Annotated in this window: 15 protein-coding genes and 1 tRNA gene; 10 read left to right on the top strand and 6 right to left on the bottom strand. The window is 72.3% G+C overall.

Annotated elements, in window-relative coordinates; all coding sequences use genetic code 11:
• Nucleotides 1-176: 176 nt before the first annotated feature.
• Nucleotides 177-1,544, top strand: a complete 1,368-nt coding sequence (locus ACFTWP_RS35360; protein ID WP_380269143.1) for an NAD(P)/FAD-dependent oxidoreductase — start codon at nucleotides 177-179, stop codon at nucleotides 1,542-1,544.
• Nucleotides 1,545-1,912: 368 nt separating this feature from the next.
• On the opposite strand, the gene ACFTWP_RS35355 is transcribed toward ACFTWP_RS35360, so the two are convergent.
• The gene (locus ACFTWP_RS35355; RefSeq protein WP_380269142.1) at nucleotides 1,913-4,471 is read right to left on the bottom strand and encodes an ABC transporter permease; all 2,559 of its coding nucleotides are present in this window, start codon (nucleotides 4,469-4,471) and stop codon (nucleotides 1,913-1,915) included.
• A 58-nt stretch (nucleotides 4,472-4,529) separates the two neighbouring features.
• Nucleotides 4,530-5,387 (bottom strand): ABC transporter ATP-binding protein, encoded by an 858-nt coding sequence (locus ACFTWP_RS35350; RefSeq protein WP_380269141.1) that lies wholly within the window; start codon nucleotides 5,385-5,387, stop codon nucleotides 4,530-4,532.
• A 253-nt stretch (nucleotides 5,388-5,640) separates the two neighbouring features.
• Here ACFTWP_RS35350 and ACFTWP_RS35345 point away from each other — a divergent pair.
• From ACFTWP_RS35345 to ACFTWP_RS35335, 3 genes are all read left to right on the top strand, one after another.
• Nucleotides 5,641-5,725, top strand: a tRNA-Leu gene (locus tag ACFTWP_RS35345).
• A 143-nt stretch (nucleotides 5,726-5,868) separates the two neighbouring features.
• Nucleotides 5,869-6,780, top strand: coding sequence for a Bax inhibitor-1/YccA family protein (locus ACFTWP_RS35340; protein ID WP_380269140.1), 912 nt, complete (start codon nucleotides 5,869-5,871; stop codon nucleotides 6,778-6,780).
• Between the two features lie 245 nt (nucleotides 6,781-7,025).
• Nucleotides 7,026-7,574, top strand: a complete 549-nt coding sequence (locus ACFTWP_RS35335) for a hypothetical protein (RefSeq protein WP_380269139.1) — start codon at nucleotides 7,026-7,028, stop codon at nucleotides 7,572-7,574.
• Between the two features lie 153 nt (nucleotides 7,575-7,727).
• Here the strand turns inward: ACFTWP_RS35335 and ACFTWP_RS35330 are convergent, their stop codons facing one another.
• The 3 genes from ACFTWP_RS35330 to ACFTWP_RS35320 form a co-directional block, all read right to left on the bottom strand.
• Nucleotides 7,728-8,678 (bottom strand): hypothetical protein, encoded by a 951-nt coding sequence (locus ACFTWP_RS35330; protein ID WP_380269138.1) that lies wholly within the window; start codon nucleotides 8,676-8,678, stop codon nucleotides 7,728-7,730.
• A gap of 287 nt (nucleotides 8,679-8,965) precedes the next feature.
• Nucleotides 8,966-10,186, bottom strand: a complete 1,221-nt coding sequence (locus tag ACFTWP_RS35325) for an acetyl-CoA C-acetyltransferase (RefSeq protein WP_380269137.1) — start codon at nucleotides 10,184-10,186, stop codon at nucleotides 8,966-8,968.
• A gap of 94 nt (nucleotides 10,187-10,280) precedes the next feature.
• Nucleotides 10,281-11,432 carry an SGNH/GDSL hydrolase family protein gene (locus ACFTWP_RS35320; protein WP_380269136.1) on the bottom strand — a complete coding sequence of 384 codons (1,152 nt, stop codon included), beginning with the start codon at nucleotides 11,430-11,432 and terminating at the stop codon, nucleotides 10,281-10,283.
• A 167-nt stretch (nucleotides 11,433-11,599) separates the two neighbouring features.
• Between ACFTWP_RS35320 and ACFTWP_RS35315 the strand changes: the two genes are divergently transcribed.
• The 5 genes from ACFTWP_RS35315 to ACFTWP_RS35295 all read left to right on the top strand — a co-directional run bounded on the left by ACFTWP_RS35315 (nucleotide 11,600) and on the right by ACFTWP_RS35295 (nucleotide 17,028).
• Complete coding sequence (locus ACFTWP_RS35315; protein ID WP_380269135.1) at nucleotides 11,600-13,000, top strand: cystathionine beta-synthase; 1,401 nt, start codon at nucleotides 11,600-11,602, stop codon at nucleotides 12,998-13,000.
• A gap of 637 nt (nucleotides 13,001-13,637) precedes the next feature.
• Nucleotides 13,638-13,976: a hypothetical protein gene (locus ACFTWP_RS35310; protein ID WP_380269134.1), complete on the top strand. Its 339-nt coding sequence runs from the start codon at nucleotides 13,638-13,640 to the stop codon at nucleotides 13,974-13,976.
• A gap of 211 nt (nucleotides 13,977-14,187) precedes the next feature.
• The gene (locus ACFTWP_RS35305; RefSeq protein WP_380269133.1) at nucleotides 14,188-15,477 is read left to right on the top strand and encodes an Ig-like domain-containing protein; all 1,290 of its coding nucleotides are present in this window, start codon (nucleotides 14,188-14,190) and stop codon (nucleotides 15,475-15,477) included.
• Nucleotides 15,478-15,553: 76 nt separating this feature from the next.
• The gene (locus ACFTWP_RS35300) at nucleotides 15,554-16,489 is read left to right on the top strand and encodes a MerR family transcriptional regulator (RefSeq protein WP_380269132.1); all 936 of its coding nucleotides are present in this window, start codon (nucleotides 15,554-15,556) and stop codon (nucleotides 16,487-16,489) included.
• Between the two features lie 47 nt (nucleotides 16,490-16,536).
• Nucleotides 16,537-17,028, top strand: a complete 492-nt coding sequence (locus ACFTWP_RS35295; RefSeq protein ID WP_380269131.1) for a DUF1203 domain-containing protein — start codon at nucleotides 16,537-16,539, stop codon at nucleotides 17,026-17,028.
• A gap of 51 nt (nucleotides 17,029-17,079) precedes the next feature.
• On the opposite strand, the gene msrA is transcribed toward ACFTWP_RS35295, so the two are convergent.
• Nucleotides 17,080-17,745, bottom strand: coding sequence for a peptide-methionine (S)-S-oxide reductase MsrA (gene msrA / locus ACFTWP_RS35290; RefSeq protein ID WP_380269130.1), 666 nt, complete (start codon nucleotides 17,743-17,745; stop codon nucleotides 17,080-17,082).
• 227 nt (nucleotides 17,746-17,972) lie between these two features.
• Between msrA and ACFTWP_RS35285 the strand changes: the two genes are divergently transcribed.
• On the top strand, nucleotides 17,973-19,127 hold the full coding sequence (locus tag ACFTWP_RS35285) for a cystathionine gamma-synthase (RefSeq protein ID WP_380269129.1): 1,155 nt from the start codon (nucleotides 17,973-17,975) through the stop codon (nucleotides 19,125-19,127).

Raw genomic sequence — 19,127 nt, 5'->3', positions numbered from 1 at the left:
GGATCGTTGCTGCTCACATGGGTTGATCGAACGATTGTGCTCACCGTCGACCCGTGCGACGGGTGAGCAGGAGCCCCCGCCCCGAGGAAGTGGCCGCGTAGTGTAGCACAGGGTGTCCAGCCCCCTGTGACGGGCCTCACGAAGGGCGCCTCGGACGGTGCTGGATACTTTCGGATATGAGCACCACGGAGCGTCCTCGCATCCTCATTGTCGGCGGTGGTTACGTCGGCCTGTATGCCGCGATGCGCATCCTCAAGAAGATGCGCTACGGGGAGGCGACCGTCACGGTCGTCGACCCGCGGTCGTACATGACGTACCTGCCCTTCCTCCCCGAGGCGGCCGGCGGCAACGTCGCGCCTCGCAACCTCGTCGCGCCGCTGCGCAGCGCCCTCAAGAACGCGGAGGTGCTCACCGGTCACGTGACCGGTGTGGACCACGCGCGCAAGGTCGCCACCATCGCGCCGCCGGCCGGCGGGTCCTACGAGCTGCCCTTCGACTACCTCGTCGTGGCCACCGGCTCGGTCTCCCGCACCTTCCCGATCCCCGGCCTGGCCGAGCACGGCATCGGCATGAAGACGGTCGAAGAGGCGATCAGCCTCCGCAACCACGTCATGGCGCAGCTGGACAAGGCCGAGTCCACCACGGACCCGGACGTCCGTCGCAAGGCCCTCACCTTCGTGGTCATCGGCGGCGGCTTCGCCGGCGTCGAGACCATCGCCGAGGTCGAGGACATGGCGCGGGACGCGGCGAAGATCTACAAGACCGTCAGCCGCGACGACATGCGCTTCATCCTGGTGGAGGCGGCCAACCGCATCCTCCCGGAGATGGGCCCGGACCTCGGTCTGTGGACCAAGGAGAAGCTCGAAGAGCGCAACATCGAGATCTACATCGAGACCTCGATGGACTCCTGCGTCGACCAGCACGTCGTGCTGAAGAACGGTGTCGAGGCCGACGCCTCCACCATCGTGTGGACGGCGGGCGTCAAGCCCAACCCGGTCCTGAACAACTTCGGCCTCCCGCTCGGCCCGCGCGGCCACGTGGACACCGCGCCGACGCTTCAGGTCCAGGGCTTCGACTACGTCTGGGCGGCCGGCGACAACGCCCAGGTGCCGGACCTCGCCGTCGGCGAGGGCGCCTGGTGCCCGCCGAACGCGCAGCACGCCGTCCGTCAGGCGATCGTCCTCGGCGACAACGTGATCTCGGGCATGCGGGGCTTCCCGCAGGCCGAGTACAAGCACAAGAACCTCGGTGCGGTGGCCGGTCTCGGCCTGCACAAGGGCGTGGCGATCCTCTTCGGCAAGTACAAGCTGAAGGGCCGTCCGGCCTGGTGGTTCCACCGCCTGTACCACGGCAGCCGGGTACCGACGATGAACCGCAAGGTCCGGGTCTTCACCGACTGGACGCTGGCCATGTTCCTCAAGCGGGAGACCGTCGGCCTCGCCGAGATGGAGAAGCCGTTCGAGGCCTTCCAGGAGGCGACCGCGCCGGCCCCCAAGCCGGTCGAGGCCAAGCCCGCCGAGAAGGAACTCGCCACCAGCAAGTAACGACCCGGCCCGGGCGTGGGAGCGCCCGGGTATGTGTCGGAGGCCCTCCGCCCGGCAATGTCGCCGGACCACGACCTCCGTGGTGCTCAGCCGGCCGTGCGACCGGGCGGAGTACAGCAGTAGCGAGAAGTAACGGAACGAGAAGGACCCCGCCGCCCCCTCCCTCGGGGGCACCGGCGGGGTCCTTCGCCTTTCCCGCGGCCGTGCCCGTGCCCGCGGCCGTGCCGCGTCGTGCCGTGCCGTGCCGTGCGCCGCGGTGCCGTGCCGTGCGCCGCGGTGCCGGGCCCGGCCTCGGGTACGACGCGAAGGACCCCGCCCTCCCCTTCCGGGGCGGACGAGGTCCTCGGCGGCGGGCCGCCCGGGCCGGCTCAGTCCGTCTTGATGCTCTCCAGGATGTCGAGCCTGGACGCCCGGCGGGCGGGCCAGATCGCGGCCACCAGGCCCACCAGGCCGGCCAGGGCCAGGAAGAGCGCCATCCGGTCGTACGGGACGACCGTGGTGATGCCGGCGATGCTGGACTTCATGGTGCCGTTGACCGCCCAGGCCACGAAGCAGCCGAGCAGGACACCCACCAGGGCGCCGAACACCGAGATCACCACGGACTCCAGCCGGACCATCCGCTTGATGCCGCCGCGGTCCAGGCCGATCGCCCGCAGCATCCCGATCTCGCGCTTGCGCTCGAACACCGACATGGCCAGCGTGTTGACGACACCGAGGATCGCGACGATCACGGACATCGCCAGCAGGCCGTACATCATGTTCAGCGCGAAGGTGATGATCTGGCTGAACTCGTCCCGGACGTCCTGCTTGGTCTTCACCTCGATGGCCGGGTTGGAGCCCGTCGCGTCCTTCAGGGACTGCTTCAGCGAGCCGGTCGCGCCGTCCGCGCCCTTCACCAGCACGTCGGTGATGTACGGCTCGGGGTCGTGCTTGGCGATCTCGCTGTTGGCGAGCACCACCGGGTTGAGCATCTCGTTCTTCTCGAAGACGCCGCCCACCGTGTAGGTGCCCTTGGTGTCGTCGGGGAAGGTCACCGCGAGGGATCCGCCCGGCGTCAGGCCGTTCGCCTTGGCGACGTCGGTGTCCACCAGGATCTCGCCCTTGCCGAGGCCGGCGCCCGAGCCGTTCACGAAGGTCAGCGAGAGCAGCTGGTCGGCGGTCCTGGCGTCGATGCCGGTGATCGCCTTCGAGTGGCCGCCGAGGTCCCAGTACACCGTGGTCAGCGCGGAGGAGGCGGCCACCCCGGAGGTCTTGGCGATCTCCGCCGGCACCTGCGGGGACAGGCCCATGCCGTTGGCCATCGCGACGTTGTAGTCGGCCTTCATCGCACTGGTGACGGCCTTGTCGACCGCGCCGCCCACCGAGGCGCCGAGCACGGTCAGGGCGCTGACCAGGGTCAGTCCGATGGTGAGCGCGGCGGCCGTGGCGGCGGTGCGGCGCGGGTTGCGCACCGCGTTCTGCCGGGCCAGCTTGCCGGGCGTGCCGAACAGCCTGCCGAGCGCCGGGCCGATCAGCGCGATCACCGGGCGGGCCAGCAGCGGCAGCAGGACGAAGACGCCGACCAGGGCGAGCGCGGCGCCCAGGCCGACCGGGATCCGGCCGGTGTCGTTGCCGGTGGAGGCGCCGAAGGCCACCAGGGCCAGGCCGCCGGCCGCCAGCACCGAGCCGATCGAGTTGCGGATCACCAGGCTCTTCTGGGTGCTGGGCTGGTCGCCGCTGCTCATCGCGGCCACCGGGGCGATCCGTGCGGCGCGGACGGCCGGCAGCAGCGCGGAGAGCACCGTCACCAGGACGCCGACCAGCAGGGCCACCACGATCGTGATCGGCGCGACCACCAGGGGGCCGGAGGGCATGCCGGTGTCGAGGGCGCCCATCAGCGCCTGCATGCCGGCGCCGATGCCGACTCCGGCGATCAGGCCCGCCACCGAGGAGACCGCACCGATCACCAGGGCCTCGACCAGCACCGAGCGGGTCACCTGCTTGCGGCTGGCGCCGACGGCGCGCAGCAGGGCCAGCTCCTTGGTCCGCTGGGCGATCAGCATGGTGAAGGTGTTGGCGATGATGAAGATGCCGACGAAGAGCGAGATGAAGGCGAACACGAGCAGCATCGTCTTCATGCTGCTGGTGCCGCTGGCGACCATCTTCGCCTGCGCGTCCTTCAGCTCCTGACCGGTCTCGGCGCTGAACTGGTCACCGGCCGGGATCTTCGTCCGGACCTCGGCCAGCAGGGCGCTCTCGGTGACGCCGGGCTTGGCCGTCACCGCGATGCTGCTGAACTGACCGGGCGCCAGCAGCAGCTGCTGGGCGGTGGCGCGCTCGAAGAGGGTGAGGGTGCCGCCCGAGACCACCTCGGGATCGTCGGTGGTGAAGACGCCGGTCAGCTTGGCGTCGACGACCGGGCCGTTGGAGGCGACCCGGACGGTGTCGCCCACCTGGTAGCCGCCCTTGTCGGCGGTCGCCCGGTCGAGGGCGACCTCCTTGGCCGCCTGCGGACCGCGGCCCTCGACCATCGGGTAGCGGGAGTCCCGGCCGTCGGCGGCCGGGGCGAAGTTGGTGCCCCGCGCGCTCCACGCCTGGCCGATCAGGCTGCCCTTCTTGTCGGCCACGCCGGTGAAGCCGCCGACCACGCCGCGGGCGCCGGCCGCGCCGGGCAGGGCGGCGATCTGCTGGACGGTGGCGTCGGTGAGCGAGGCCGGGCTCCGCTCGCTCTTGTCCCGGGCGCTGGCGCCGGATCCGGCCGCCGAGTCGACGACCCGGACGGAGACGTCCGAGAAGCTCTTGGAGTAGCTGTTGGCCATGGCCTTGCCGAACGTGTCGGAGAAGACCATGGTGCCGGCGACGAAGGCCGTGCCCAGCATGACGGCCAGTGCCGTCATCAGCAGGCGGCCCTTGTGGGCCAGCACGTTGCGCAGTGCGGTGCGATACATGGATGCGTCCAGGGTGAAGGAGTCGGTACGGGCGGGGGCGGCGGGTGCTGCCGGCCCGTCAGCTCGTACGGCCCTTGGCGTCGAACCGGCGCATCCGGTCCAGCACGCTGTCGGCGGTCGGGGCGATCAGCTCGTCGACGATCCGGCCGTCGGCGAGGAAGACCACGCGGTCGGCGTAGGCGGCGGCGACCGGGTCGTGGGTGACCATCACCACGGTCTGGCCGAGCTCGCGCACCGAGTTGCGCAGGAAGGAGAGGATCTCCGCGCCGGAGCGGGAGTCGAGGTTCCCGGTGGGCTCGTCGGCGAAGATGATGTCGGGCTTGCTCGCCAGGGCGCGGGCACAGGCCACCCGCTGCTGCTGGCCGCCGGAGAGCTGCGAGGGGCGGTGCGAGAGGCGGCCGGAGAGGCCGACCGTCTCGACCACGCGGTCCAGCCACTCCTTGTCGGCCTTTCGGCCGGCGATGTCCATCGGGAGGGTGATGTTCTCCAGCGCCGTCAGCGTCGGCAGCAGGTTGAAGGCCTGGAAGATGAAGCCGATGTGGTCGCGGCGGAGCTGGGTCAGCTGCTTGTCCTTCAGGCCGACCAGCTCGGTGTCCCCGATCATCGAGGAGCCGGAGGAGACCGTGTCCAGCCCGGCCATGCAGTGCATCAGGGTGGACTTGCCGGAGCCGGACGGGCCCATGATCGCGGTGTACTCGCCCTGCGGGAAGACCACGCTGACGTCGTCGAGCGCGACCACCCTGGTCTCGCCCTCCCCGTAGACCTTGTTGAGGCCGGTGGCGCGGGCGGCCGCCTGGCCGGTGCGGACGGCGGTTGCGGTCGTCGTGGTCACGGGGAACTCCTTGTGCAGAGGGGGTGGTCGGGGCGGGCGGGGCGCGGGCCCGGGCCGTACCTCCATGGTCGGTGATGTGATCATGGTTTTTCGTAGCTCCGGGGAACGGTTGGCCCTACCGCCGCTGGGCGTACGTCAGGGTGGGCGGCCTCATCCTGCGGGATGACCCGGACCCTGAGGAGGTCCGCTGGCCGGATCCCACAGGTGTCGTGGCCGAATCGCGAACTGTTCGTCAGATGGCAAGGAAACATGACAATTTCCCTGGCTGGGAACATGCGAAAGAGGGAGCCGGGCGACTAGGCTCAGGGCGTGGCCCGCACGGCGCGGAGCGGCTCACGCCCGGATGGTGGAACGCAGACACGGGCAGCTTAAAACTGCTTGGCCGCGAGGCCGTGCCGGTTCGAATCCGGCTCCGGGCACCACCCACTCGGATCGCGGGGGCGTCCGACGACCGCCCCCGCGCGACGACCCGGCGGATTTCCTCCCGGAGACGTACCCACCGAACTTTGCCAAGCCATTACCCTTGATCCGTGGGCAGCGCCGTGCCGCCCCGGAGGGAATGAGCATGAGAAGCAGCAACCCGGTCTTCTCGCGGGAGGGGTCCTTCACCCGCGACTCCGGTTACGCGGGTTTCGGCACCACGCAGCAGGCGCCCCACGCCGGTGGCCAGCCCACCGGCAGCCCCTACGCCAACAACCCCTACGGCAACAACCCGTACGCCCAGCAGCCCGGCGCCCAGCAGCCCCACGGACAGCAGCCGCTGACCGCCGAGCAGCTCGCCGAGATGTACCAGGCCCCGTCGGCCGGCCCGCTGGCCACCGGTCGGATGACCCTGGACGACGTCGTCGCCCGTACGGCGATGACGCTGCTCACCCTGGTCGCGGCCGGCGCGGTGGCGTGGTTCGCGCTGCCGGACTCCGGTTACGGCGCGGCGATCGTCGCCGCCTTCGCCGCCTTCGTCGTCGGCATGGTCATCAGCTTCAAGCGGAGCGTCAGCCCGCCGCTGATCCTGGCGTACGCGGGCCTGGAGGGCTTCTTCCTCGGCGCGATCACCAAGGTGTTCAACACCATCTGGCCGGGCATCGCCATCCAGGCGGTCCTGGGCACGGCCGCGGTCTTCGGGGCGATCCTGATCGCCTACAAGAGCGGCCGGATCCGCGTCACCCCCCGCTACACGCGGATCGGGCTGACCATCGCGATGGGCTTCCTCGGCCTGCTGCTGATCAACCTGGTCGCCTCGTTCTTCGGCGCGGACATGGGCCTGCGCTCCGGCCCGCTCGGCATCGCCGTCGGTCTGGTCGGTGTCGCGCTGGGCGCGTTCTTCCTGTCGCTGGACTTCGCCGCGATCGAGGAGGCCATCCGGCAGGGCGCGCCGCAGCAGGAGGCCTGGCGGGCCGCCTTCGGGCTCACCCTCTCGCTGGTCTGGATCTACATCGAGATGCTGCGCCTGATCGCGATCCTGCGCGGCGACGACTAGCCCGACCGGTCCGGCCGGGGCCCCGCCCCGCAGTGACCACCCCCGACGGCCGCGCGACCGGCCGCCGGCGCGACGGACCCCGGAGCACCCGCTCCGGGGTCCGTCGGCGTTCTCGGCCGTCCGCGCGGCCGCCGGTCCGCCGGGCCGCCCGGCGGAGGGCGGACAGTCGTCGTACGGCGGACGGTCGTCGCACGGCGGCCGGTGCGGGGCGCCCGACCGCGGTACCGCGCGGTTAGGCTCGCCGCATGCCCGAACCGACGTCCCGGAACGCACCGACGACCGCGCCCGCACCGACGACCCCGCACGCGTCGGCGCCGCCGCACGCACCGACGACCCCGCACGCACCGACGACCCCGACCGAGCCTCCCGGCACGCCGTCCGCGGCGCCGATCGAGCCGGCGCCGCTGGTGGCGGCCGTCGACCGTCTGGCGGATCGTTTCCGCGCGATGGCGCAGAGCCGGCTGCTCGCCGGCGTGCCCGGGCACGCCTCCCGGGCGGCGGCCGGCCTCGCGCTCGCGCGTGACCTGGCGGCCGTCGCGCAGGTGCTGGAGGGCGATCGACCGCGGGCCTTCCCCGATGCCGGGGCGTTCGCGGCCGGCGACCAACTGGCCGTCGCCGGACACGACCTGGCCGCCGCCCTGGCCGCGGCCGGCGACCGCACCGCGGGGGGCCGGGCGCCGGTGGTCCTCCCCGTCCCGCTCGGCGCGCTGGCGGTCGGCACCCGGGCCGACGCCCCCGCCCTGCTGGCCGCCGCGGTGTCCGCGGTGGCCGCCACCGCGGAGCTCTGCGCCTGAGCCGCGGGGCGCCGCGCCGAGCGGCCCGCCCGTGGGCCGTCCGGTGGTCCGTCGCGCCGGGCCGGACGGGCCCGGTCCGGCCCGGGAACGCCGGAAGGCCGGAAGGCCGGCCGAGTCGTAACCCCGAGACCCGGCCGGCCCTCTGGTCGTGCGTCAGATGCTGGCCACGACCCGGTCGGCGAGGACGTAGACGGTCTCCTCGTCGGTGGAGAAGGTCAGCGAGTACGAGCCGGAGAAGCGGGAGCCGCCGAGCAGTCGGACGTCCTCGCCGGCCCGCACGGCGTCGATCAGCCGGTAGGCCGCCTCGCGGTCGCCCGGGGCCACGCACAGGGTGGTGCCGTCGGCGAAGGCGTAGACGTCCAGGGTGCCCAGCGGGCCGGGCCGGACGTCGGTCAGCGCCACGCACTCCTCCGCCAGGGCGGTCAGCCGGGTGTCGGTCCACTCGCGGGACGGGGCCTGGCTGGGGACGAAGTCGGGGTGGGAGGGGTGCCGGCGCGGGTCGGGAGCGGCCTGCGGCTCGGCCTCGACGGCGGGCTCGGTGTCGAGCAGCCCGGCCTCCAGGCCGGTGGCCAGCAGGTCGGCCTCCCGGCGGGCCTTGGCGTCGCCGCCGGCCTCGGCGGCCGGTGTCCCGGCCGGGTGGCCGGCGCCGGCGGGGTGGCTCGGGCGCAGGGGCGCGCCACCGGAGCCGCCGGCCTCGCCGTCGTTGATGAGGTCCTCGAGGGCGGAGCGCAGCGCCTCGCCGAACTCCGGGTCCATGGTGCCGGCGTTGTCCGCGGCCTCCAGGGGTCCGGTGGGACGCGGGAAGAACAGCGGCCACTCGGCGGCTGTACCGCTCGCGCCCAGCGGATTGTCGAACAGCGGCGCGTCCTCGGCCGCGCGGGCCTCCTGCTCGGCCCAGAACGCCCGGGCCTCGGTGATCTCCCGCTCGCGGTCGGCGGCCAGCGCCTCGGTGACGGCGCGGCGTATCGCGGCTTCGTCCACCGGGGCGTCGGCGGTGGCCGTGGAACGTGCGGCCAGGTGGCGGGAGATGCCGCGGAGGTGGACCAGCACGGAGGTCGACACGGCGATGAGGATCAGCAGCAGAACGGTGTAGACGGCGCTCACGGAACGTACTCCTAGGGAGGAGCGGAACGGGGTTACATCTCCACACTGCCGCATGGGGACGAGTTACTGCAGAGGCAGATGTCCGATATGTCCGTGACTTTCGTACTTGTCCTCAAATTGTTAGGTAACTCCGTTCTACGCAGCGGAGTTGATCCACTTCGGACTGTCGACTTTCGGGCCGGATCCGAGCAGTTCGAGGGCCGGATCACGGTCTGGATGTGATCCGGCCCTCAATCACTCTCCGTCATGGCGAATGGGTGACACGCCCGGGCCGACGGGGGAGTTCGTCAGCTGAGGCGCTCGATGACCATGGCCATGCCCTGGCCGCCGCCGACGCACATGGTCTCCAGCCCGAACTGCTTGTCGTGCCACTGGAGGGAGTTGATCAGGGTGGTGGTGAGGCGGGCACCGGTCATGCCGAAGGGGTGGCCGACCGCGATGGCGCCGCCGTTGACGTTCAGGCGGTCGATGTCGACGCCCAGGTCGCGGTAGGACGGGATGACCTGGGCGGCGAAGGCCTCGTTGATCTCGACCAGGTCGATGTCGCCGATGCTCAGCCCCGCGCGCTTCAGCGCCTGGCGGGAGGCCTCGACCGGGCCGTAGCCCATGATCTCGGGGGACAGGCCGCTCACGCCGGTGGAGACGACCCGGGCCAGCGGGGTGATGCCCAGCTCGCGGGCCTTGGTGTCGGACATGATGACCAGTGCGGCGGCGCCGTCGTTCAGCGGGCAGCAGTTACCAGCGGTAACGGTGCCGTCGGGGCGGAAGACGGGCTTGAGGCCGGAGACGGCCTCCAGGGTCACCCCGGCGCGCGGGCCGTCGTCGGTGGAGACCACGGTGCCGTCGGGGGTGGTGACCGGGGTGATCTCGCGGGCCCAGAAGCCGGACTCGATGGCGGCCTCGGCGAGGTTCTGCGAGCGCACGCCGAACTCGTCCTGGTCGGCCCGGGTGACGCCCTTGAGCGCGGCCAGGTTCTCGGCGGTCTGGCCCATCGCGATGTAGGCGTCGGGCACCAGGCCGTCGGCGCGCGGGTCGTGCCACTCGCCGCCGCCCTCCTCGGCGCGCTTGGCGGTGCGGGCCAGCGCGTCGTCGAAGAACGGGTTGAGGGTGCCCGGGATGCCGTCCGAGGTGCCGTTGACGCTGCGCGAGACGGTCTCGACGCCGGCCGAGATGAAGACGTCGCCCTCGCCCGCCTTGATGGCGTGCAGCGCCATCCGGGTGGTCTGCAGGGAGGATGAGCAGTACCGGGTGATCGTCGCGCCGGGCAGGTAGTCCATGCCCATCTGGACCGCGACGATCCGGGCCAGGTTGTGGCCCTGCTCGCCGCCGGGCAGGCCGCAGCCGAGCATCAGGTCGTCGATGTCGCGGGGGTCCAGCTGGGGGACCTTGGCCAGGGCGGTGGCGATGATCTGGGCGGTCAGGTCGTCCGGGCGGACGTCCTTGAGCGAGCCCTTGAACGCCCGGCCGATCGGCGAACGGGCGGCGCTGACGATGACGGCTTCGGGCATGGCGGGCTCCTCGTTGAGTGACCTTCGGCTACCTGGCGCCCGCCCGGCCGACCCGACCGGTGGACACCCCGGAGGAAAGTTACCGCTTGGTAGCTCAGGCGTCACCTGCCCCCGCGTGTGAGTTGGCCGACGCCGTACCGGCCTCGGGCGGCCGCCGGCCCGGCCGTCCGTCCGCCGGTTGCCCGCCCGCGGGCTCGACCGCCGCCGGCCCGTCCGCCGGCCCGTCCGGCTGCCCCGCGGGCGCTCCCGGGTCCGGCAGGCCGAACCTCAGCCGGTGCCGGATCAGGGCCCAGCGCCGGGCGCCGCCGTCCGGCCCGACCGCCTCGACCTCGGCGCCGGACTGCCCGGCCGCCGCCGCGGCGGCGACCGCCACCGGCAGCACCGCCTCGCCCTCGCCGGTGCCGCCCTCGCCGGCTCCGTCCTCGACGGGCCAGAGGTCCAGTGCGGCGCAGAGCGAGGGCAGCATGGCCATCGCCGCGGTCGCGTACCCCTGGGCCGAGGGGTGGTACCGGTCCGAGGCGAACATCTCCGGTCGGGCCGCGAACTCGGGGCCGAGCAGCGAGCCCAGCGAGACGGTCCGCCCGCCGGCCTCCACCACCGCGATGGTCTGCGCCGCCGCGAGCTGCCGGCTGAGCCGCCGGGCCACCCAGCGCAGCGGCGGCCGCACCGGCTTGATCGTCCCCAGGTCCGGGCAGGTGGCGACCACCACCTGGCAGCCGGCCGCCTGCAGCACCTCGACGGCCTCGCCCAACTGGCGCACGCACTGCGCGGCCGGGCTGTGCCGGGTCACGTCGTTGGCGCCGACCATGATCACCGCGAGGTCGGGGCGGTGCGGCAGGGCCAGCTCCGCCTGCCGGGCCAGGTCGGAGGAGCGGGCGCCCGACTTCGCCACGTTCAGCAGTCGCACCCGCCGTTCGGCCACCGAGGCCAGACCGGCCGCGAGCAGCGCGCCGGGCGTCTCGCGCCCCCGCAGCACCCCGAGCCCGGCCGCCGTCGAGTCGCCGAGGAAGGCGAGGGTGATCGGCGGGGCGTCCCCCGCCGGGTCGGCGAACGCCTCCCCGTACACGCCGTCGGCCTTGGGTGGATCGCCGTCCAGGATGCCGACCGCCCGGACGGCCAGCTTGCTCTCGGTGAGCAGTACCCCGACCAGCCCCACACCGAGAAGTCCCAGTCCGCCGCCGCCGTAGGCGGCCGCCGTGGCGATCCGCCGGGCCACCCGGGCCCGCGACCGTGTCGCGCCTGGCATCCGGTACCCCCCTTCGCGTCCTCGCGTCGCCCCGGGCGGGGCCATTCAAGTGTCTGCGTACCCCTAGTACCCGTCCTGACCGCGTGCTATCGGTGAGCGTGGGCCATCCGTGGCCATAGTCTTTGGAGTACCGAAAACCTGCAGGGCCACAGACCGGGAGGACCCCCGTGCGGTACCACAACTCGATCATCGACCTGGTCGGCAACACGCCGCTGGTCAAGCTGAACAAGGTCACCGACGGGATCAGCGCGACGGTGCTGGCGAAGGTCGAGTACTTCAACCCCGGCGGTTCGGTCAAGGACCGCATCGCGATGCGCATGATCGAGGCCGCCGAGGCCTCCGGCGCTCTCAAGCCCGGCGGGACGATCGTCGAGCCGACCTCCGGCAACACCGGCGTGGGTCTGGCGATCGTGGCGCAGCAGAAGGGCTACCACTGCATCTTCGTCTGTCCGGACAAGGTCTCCACCGACAAGATCAACACCCTGCGCGCCTACGGCGCCGAGGTCGTGGTCTGCCCGACGGCGGTCGCGCCGGAGCACCCGGACTCGTACTACAACGTCTCCGACCGCCTGGTCCGCGAGACGCCGAACGCCTGGAAGCCGGACCAGTACTCCAACCCCGACAACCCGGCCTCCCACTACCACTCCACCGGCCCCGAGCTGTGGGAGCAGACCGACGGGAGGATCACCCACTTCGTGGCGGGCGTCGGCACCGGCGGCACCATCTCCGGCACCGGCAACTACCTGAAGGAGGCGTCCGGCGGCAAGGTCAAGGTCATCGGCGCCGACCCGGAGGGCTCGGTCTACTCGGGCGGCACCGGCCGGCCGTACCTGGTCGAGGGCGTCGGTGAGGACTTCTGGCCGACCGCGTACGACCGCTCGGTCGCCGACGAGATCGTGGCCGTCTCCGACAAGGACTCGTTCCAGATGACCCGCCGCCTGGCCAAGGAGGAGGGCCTGCTGGTCGGCGGCTCCTGCGGGATGGCCGTGGTCGCCGCGCTGGAGGTCGCCAAACGGCTCGGGCCGGACGACGTGGTCGTGGTGCTGCTGCCGGACGGCGGCCGGGGCTACCTCTCCAAGATCTTCAACGACGACTGGATGGCCGACTACGGCTTCCTGCCGTCCTCGACCGACGAGGCCTCGATCGGCGAGGTGCTGGCCCGCAAGGACGCCATCGAGCACGAGGGCATCCCGCAGTTCGTCCACATGCACCCCAGCGAGACGGTCGCCGAGGCCGTCCGGGTGCTGCAGGAGTACGGCGTCTCGCAGATGCCGGTCGTCTCCCCGGGCGCCGGGCACCCGGACATCATGGCGGGCGAGGTGATCGGCTCGGTGGCGGAGAAGCTCCTGCTGGAGGGCCTGTTCGCGAAGCAGATCGAGCTCGGCGACAAGCTGGAGAAGGTCATGTCCAGGCCGCTGCCGGTGGTCGGCTCGGGCGAGACGGTGACCAGCCTGATGACGGTGTTGGAGAAGGCCGACGCGGCCGTGGTGCTGGTGGACGGCAAGCCGCAGGGCATCGTCACCCGGCAGGACCTGCTGGGCTTCCTCACCAGCCGTACCGCGCACTGAGGGCCCCTGCCGGCGGCCCGGGCGGTCGTACCGCGCACTGAGGGCCCCTGCCGGCGGCCCGGGCGGCCGTACCGCGCACTGAGGGCCCCTGCCGGCGGCCCGAGCGGCCGCGCCGCGCACCGGAGGCCCGAGCGGCCCTGATCCGGTGACCTCCGCCCCTGATCCCCGGTCCACTGACCGGAGGTCAGGGGCGGAGGTCTGTCGGGCGGGTGAAACTTCGTCCACCCCGTGAAGTGGTACACCGGCGTCACCTGTACGCAGCATCCGGTTAACAACGGTCGTGCATCGTATTGGTCAACGGCAAGATGCCGAAGCGAGATGACAGCAACCGCCGGGAGCGGCTCCCCGGCAACCGCGGTCATCTGGGACACGTCGGTCGGCCCTGACCCGGCCCGCCGTGTCTGCCCGTGGGGGACGCCGTCGTCCCGCCCCTGTCCGGTACTGCCGGATCAACAGGGTGCGGCGGCTCCTGCGGCACCCAACCGCGCCGAACGGCGCGTCTTCGCGGCTCCCGGGTGGGGGAGCGCGGCGGAGGCGGGAAGGCCGGCCCCTCTTCGGAGGGGCCGGCCTTCCCGTGTTTCAGGGGGCGCGCGCAGCCCGCGCCCACGCGCCCCCGCGTTCCCGTACGCTCGCACGCATGACCAGCACTGAACTGACCGGCCAGGACGCCCCGCGCTACGTCCGGCTCAGCATCGAGCTCATCGCGGAGATCACCGATGAGCAGGCCCTGAAGGCCGCCGCCCTCACCCAGGTGGAGAACGACGAGTACCTCGACGACGAGGAGCGGGCGCAGTCCGTCGAGGCCATCGAGGTGGACCCGTCGGGTTCGCTCGCCCACTTCATCGACCCGGTCGCCCTGCTCGGCGACGTCCCGGGGATCGAGCTCGCCTCGGCCACCTGGGAGTCCGCGCAGACCGAGTTCGACCCGGAGGGGGAGGGCTGGGACGAGTACACGGTGGACGAGTCCGCCGAGTGACTCGCGACACCCCTCGCTGAGCGGGCGACCCGCTGAGCTGCAGTGACGACCGCCCGGCCAGTGACATCACCGGTCGGGCGGTTTGTCCATGTTTGGCACGAAGATAAGTGTTCTCATACGATCTCTTCCCGTTGGCGGTGCAACCGCGGAAGGACAGAACGCCTCTTTCCATCCGTAATGCCCCGAAGGTGAGCAGCAGGGAGACGACGACGTGACCGCACGTGACGGACGAAACCGGCCCACCGAAGGCAACTGGACCCGGCGCGGCGTGCTCGCCGGACTGCTGGGAGCGCCGGTCCTGCTCATCGCGGCCTGCAACGACACCAAGAGCAGCGGCACGACCGGCACCGGCACCGGCGCCGGCGCCGTGGGCGGGGCCACCGAGGGCGCGAGCGCCACCGGCAGCGCGAGCAGCTCGCCCAAGACCTCGGTGGCCCGGATCACCGTGGTGCCCGCCGACAACACCGTCAACGCCAGCTTCGTCGAACCGGTCAAGGTCACGGTCGCCTCCGGCACCCTCACCTCCGTGGTGCTCGCCGACTCCACCGGCAGGCCCGTGGCCGGGCAGCTGGCCGCCGACGGCACCGGCTGGACCTCCACCGGCACGCTGACCAGCGGGACCAAATACACGGTCGCGGTCACCGCCGTGGACGGCGACAAGCTGGAGGCGGACGCCAACACCGGCTTCACCACCACGACCCCCGCCAACACCTTCGTCGGCTACTTCACCCCCGAGAACGGCTCGGTGGTCGGGGTCGGGATGCCCGTGTCGATCAACTTCAACAAGCCGATCACCGACCGCGAGGCCGTCCAGCGCGCGATCACCGTCATAGCCCAGCCGGGAGTCGAGATAGTCGGGCACTGGTTCTCCAGCACCCGGCTCGACTTCCGGCCCGAGGACTACTGGGCGGCCGGCACCAAGGTCACCCTCAAGCTCCGCCTCAAGGACGTCGAGGGCGCCAAGGGCTACTACGGCACCCAGTCCAAGGACGTCCGCTTCACCGTCGGCCGCAGCCAGACCAGCGTCGTCGACCTCGCCGCCAAGACCCTCACCGTCACCACCGACGGCCAGGTCAGCGCCAGCTACCCGATCTCGGGCGGCTCCCCGGAGCACAAGACCTGGGGCGGCAAGATGGTCATCTCCGAGCAGTTCCAGCAGACCAAGATGGACTCCACCACGGTCGGCCTCGGCGACGAGTACAACATCCCCGACGTGCCGCACGCCCAGCGCCTCACCACCTCGGGCACCTTCATCCACGGCAACTACTGGTCACCCGCCGCCATCTTCGGCAGCGCGAACACCAGCCACGGCTGCGTCGGCCTGCAGGACGCCAAGGGCGGCGAGGACCCGTCCACCAACGGCTACAAGTTCTACAAGAGCTCGATGGTCGGCGACGTGGTCGAGGTCGTGAACTCCGGCGACAAGACGGTCGAGCCGTCCAATGGCCTCAACGGCTGGAACATGACCTGGGCGGCCTGGAAGGCCGGCAGCGCGCTCTGACCCGTTCGCCCCTCCCCGGGACGGTCGCCGCCCCAGACTTGAGTCTCCAGCGACTGGAAGGCCCAAGGTGGCGGACATGGACGGCGACACCCTGCACACCATCGGCGAGCTGGCCGCCCTGACCGGGCTGCCGGTCAGGACCATCCGGTTCTGGTCCGACGAGGGCGTGGTGCCGCCGACCGACCGCACACCCGCCGGCTACCGGCTCTACGACCGCGACGCACGCGCCCGCCTGGACCTCGTCCGGACCCTGCGCGACCTCGGTGTCGACCTCGCCACCGTCCAGCGCCTGCTGGACCGCGAGACCACCGTCGCCGAGGTCGCCGCCGTGCACGCGCAGGCCCTGGACGCGCAGATCCGCACCCTGCGGCTGCGCCGGGCCGTCCTGCGAGCCGTGGCCAGACGCGGGTCCAGCCCAGAGGAGTTGGAACTCATGAACACGCTTGCCAAGCTCTCCGACCAGGAGCGGCGCCGACTGGTCCAGGACTTCGTCGACCAGGCCTTCGACGGGCTCGACGTCGGCCCCGAGTTCGTCGCCAAGATGCGGTCCACCCTGCCGGAGCTCCCCGAGGACCCGACCGCCGAGCAGGCCGACGCCTGGATCGAACTCGCGGAACTCGTCCAGGACGAGGACTTCCGGGCCGCCGTCCGGCGGATGGCCGCCTACCAGGCCAGGGAGCGCGCCGAGGGGGCCCGCACTGGCACCGACGAGGACGGGAGGCTCGTCGCGACCGTCCTGACGAGGACCACCCGGGCCCGGGAGGCGGGTGTCGCACCCGACTCCGCCGCCGCCCGGCCGGTCGTCGACGATCTGGTGGCGGCCTTCGCCGACCTGTTCGCCCGCACCGACGGGCCGCAGTTCCGGGCCTGGCTGCTGGAGCGGCTGGAGACCGGCAACGACCCCCGCGCCGAGCGGTACTGGCACCTGATCGCGATCGTCAACGGCCGGCCCGTCCCGCCCGCGCTCGGCCCCGCCTTCGACTGGCTGATCGCCGGCCTGCGAACGCGATGACCGAATCCCGCCGGTGACGCCGGCCCGGATCGCGCAGGGTGGCAGGCATGACGACGACAGCCGCACCCACCCCGCAGGTCAGGCCGATCGACCCGGCGGCGCTCCGGCGCCTGCGCGAGCAGGACGACGCAGGGCGCCCGCCCGTCCTCTCCACCGACGAGGAGGGCGGCGCCCCGCTGCGCTGCTGCCTCACCCGGGCCCGGCCCGGTGACCGGATCGCGCTGCTCAGCTACGCGCCGCTGCGGCGCTGGGCCGAGGAGACCGGCGCGCAGCCGGGCCCCTACGACGAGCTGGGCCCGGTCTTCGTGCACGCCGAGGCCTGCCCGGGCGCCGGCACCGCCTGGCCGGTGGACTTCCACGGCTCCGCGCGCGTCCTGCGCGCCTACGACCGGCGGGGCCGGATCCTGCGCGGGGTCCAGGTCGCCCCCGGAACGGCCGAGGCCACCGCCGGCGAGCTGCTGGCCGACCCGGAGGTCGCCGTCGTGCACATCCGGGCGCTGGACTTCGGCTGCTTCATGCACGAGATCCGCCGGGGCTGACCGGTCGGGGGCCCGTCCGTCGGCCGATGGACGGGCCCCCGACCCGGCCGCTCAGCCCTCGGTGCGGGCCACGCCGATCGGGCAGCTCGCGCCCGTGCCGCCGAGGCCGCAGTAGCCGTTCGGGTTCTTCGCGTCGGACAGGTACTGCTGGTGGTACGGCTCGGCCGGGTAGAACGGGCCGGCCGGGGCGATCTCGGTGGTGATCGGGCCGAGGCCGATCGCGGCCAGGTTGGGCTGGAAGGCGTCCCGGGTGGCCTCGGCGGCGGCGGCCTGCGCGGGGGAGTGGGTGTAGACGGCGGAGCGGTACTGGGTGCCGACGTCGTTGCCCTGACGGTTGCCCTGGGTCGGGTCGTGGGCCTCCCAGAAGGTCTTCAGCAGGGTCTCGTACGGGAGGACGGCCGGGTCGTAGACCACCCGGACGGCCTCGGTGTGCCCGGTGCGGCCGCTGCACACCTCCTCGTACGTCGGGTTCTCGGTGTGGCCGCCCTGGTAGCCGACCAGGGTGGTCCAGACGCCGGGCAGCTTCCAGAAGGTGCGCTCGGCGCCCCAGAAGCAGCCCAGGCCGAAGTCGGCGACCTCCAGGCCGGCCGGGTACGGGCCGGTGAGCGGGTTGCCGAGGACGGTGTGCGGCTGGGTGAGCGTGAACGGCGCGGCCGCCCGGCCGGGCAGCGCCTGCTCGGCGGAGACGAGCTCGGTCTTGTGGCGGTTGAACAGCACGGCTGCTCCAGCGGTCGAGGGAACGGTTGCCCCAGGTCCAACGTCCACCGGGGGCGCCGGATTCCGGCCGGCCGCCCCCCGTCGAGGGAGCCGCGGGCCCCCTCACGGACCCCCGCACCGGCCCGTGGCGGTGGATCCGGCGGCGGACGGCCGGAATCGGCCGGGCCACCGGGCGGGCGACGCGCTGTGCTCGGACTTCCCGACATTCGCCCACTACCCTCGGTGCTATGACCGAGCACCAGCTTCCCCACGGCTTCGAGACCCTCGCCATCCACGCGGGTCAGGAGGCAGACCCCCAGACCGGGGCCGTCGTCACGCCGATCTACCAGGTGTCCACCTACAAGCAGGACGGGGTGGGCGGCCTTCGGGGCGGGTACGAGTACAGCCGTTCCGCCAACCCGACCCGCACCGCGCTGGAGGAGTGCCTCGCCGCACTGGAGGGGGGCAGCCGCGGGCTGGCCTTCGCCTCCGGCCTGGCCGCCGAGGACACCCTGCTGCGCACCGTCCTCAAGCCGGGCGACCACATCGTCATCCCGAACGACGCCTACGGCGGCACCTTCCGGCTCTTCGCCAAGGTGCTGACCCGCTGGGGCGTCGAGTTCTCGGTGGCCAACACCCAGGACCTGTCGACCGTCCGGGACGCGCTGCGCCCCAACACCCGCGCGGTGTGGGTGGAGACCCCGTCCAACCCGCTGCTGGGCATCACCGACCTCGCGGCGCTCGCCGAGATCGCGCACGCCGCGGGCGCGCTGCTGGTGGTGGACAACACCTTCGCCAGCCCGTACCTGCAGCAGCCGATCGCGCTCGGCGCGGACGTCGTCGTGCACTCCACCACCAAGTACATGGGCGGCCACTCGGACGTGGTCGGCGGCGCGCTGGTGGCGGCCGACGCCGGCCTCGGCGAGGAGATCGCCTACCACCAGAACGCGATGGGCGCGGTCGCCGGCCCGTTCGACTCGTGGCTGGTGCTGCGCGGCATCAAGACCCTCGGGGTCCGGATGGACCGCCACAGCTCCAACGCGGAGCGGATCGCCGAGCTGCTGACCTCGCACCCGAAGGTCGGCCAGGTGCTCTACCCGGGTCTGCCCGAGCACCCGGGCCACGACATCGCCGCCAAGCAGATGAAGGCCTTCGGCGGCATGGTCTCGTTCCGGCTGAAGGACGGCGAGCAGGCGGCGGTCGACGTGTGCAACCGCGCGCAGCTGTTCACCCTCGGCGAGTCGCTGGGCGGCGTCGAGTCGCTGATCGAGCACCCCGGCCGGATGACGCACGCCTCGGTGGCCGGTTCGGCCCTGGAGGTGCCCTCGGACCTGGTCCGCGTCTCGGTCGGCATCGAGTCGATCGACGACCTGCTGGCCGACCTCCAGCGGGCGCTCGGCTAG

The sequence above is a fragment of the Kitasatospora sp. NPDC057015 genome (assembly GCF_042673745.1).
GTDB lineage: Bacteria > Actinomycetota > Actinomycetes > Streptomycetales > Streptomycetaceae > Kitasatospora.
Note: the sequence above shows the minus strand (reverse complement) of the source record. Positions and strands in the feature narration are given on the sequence as shown.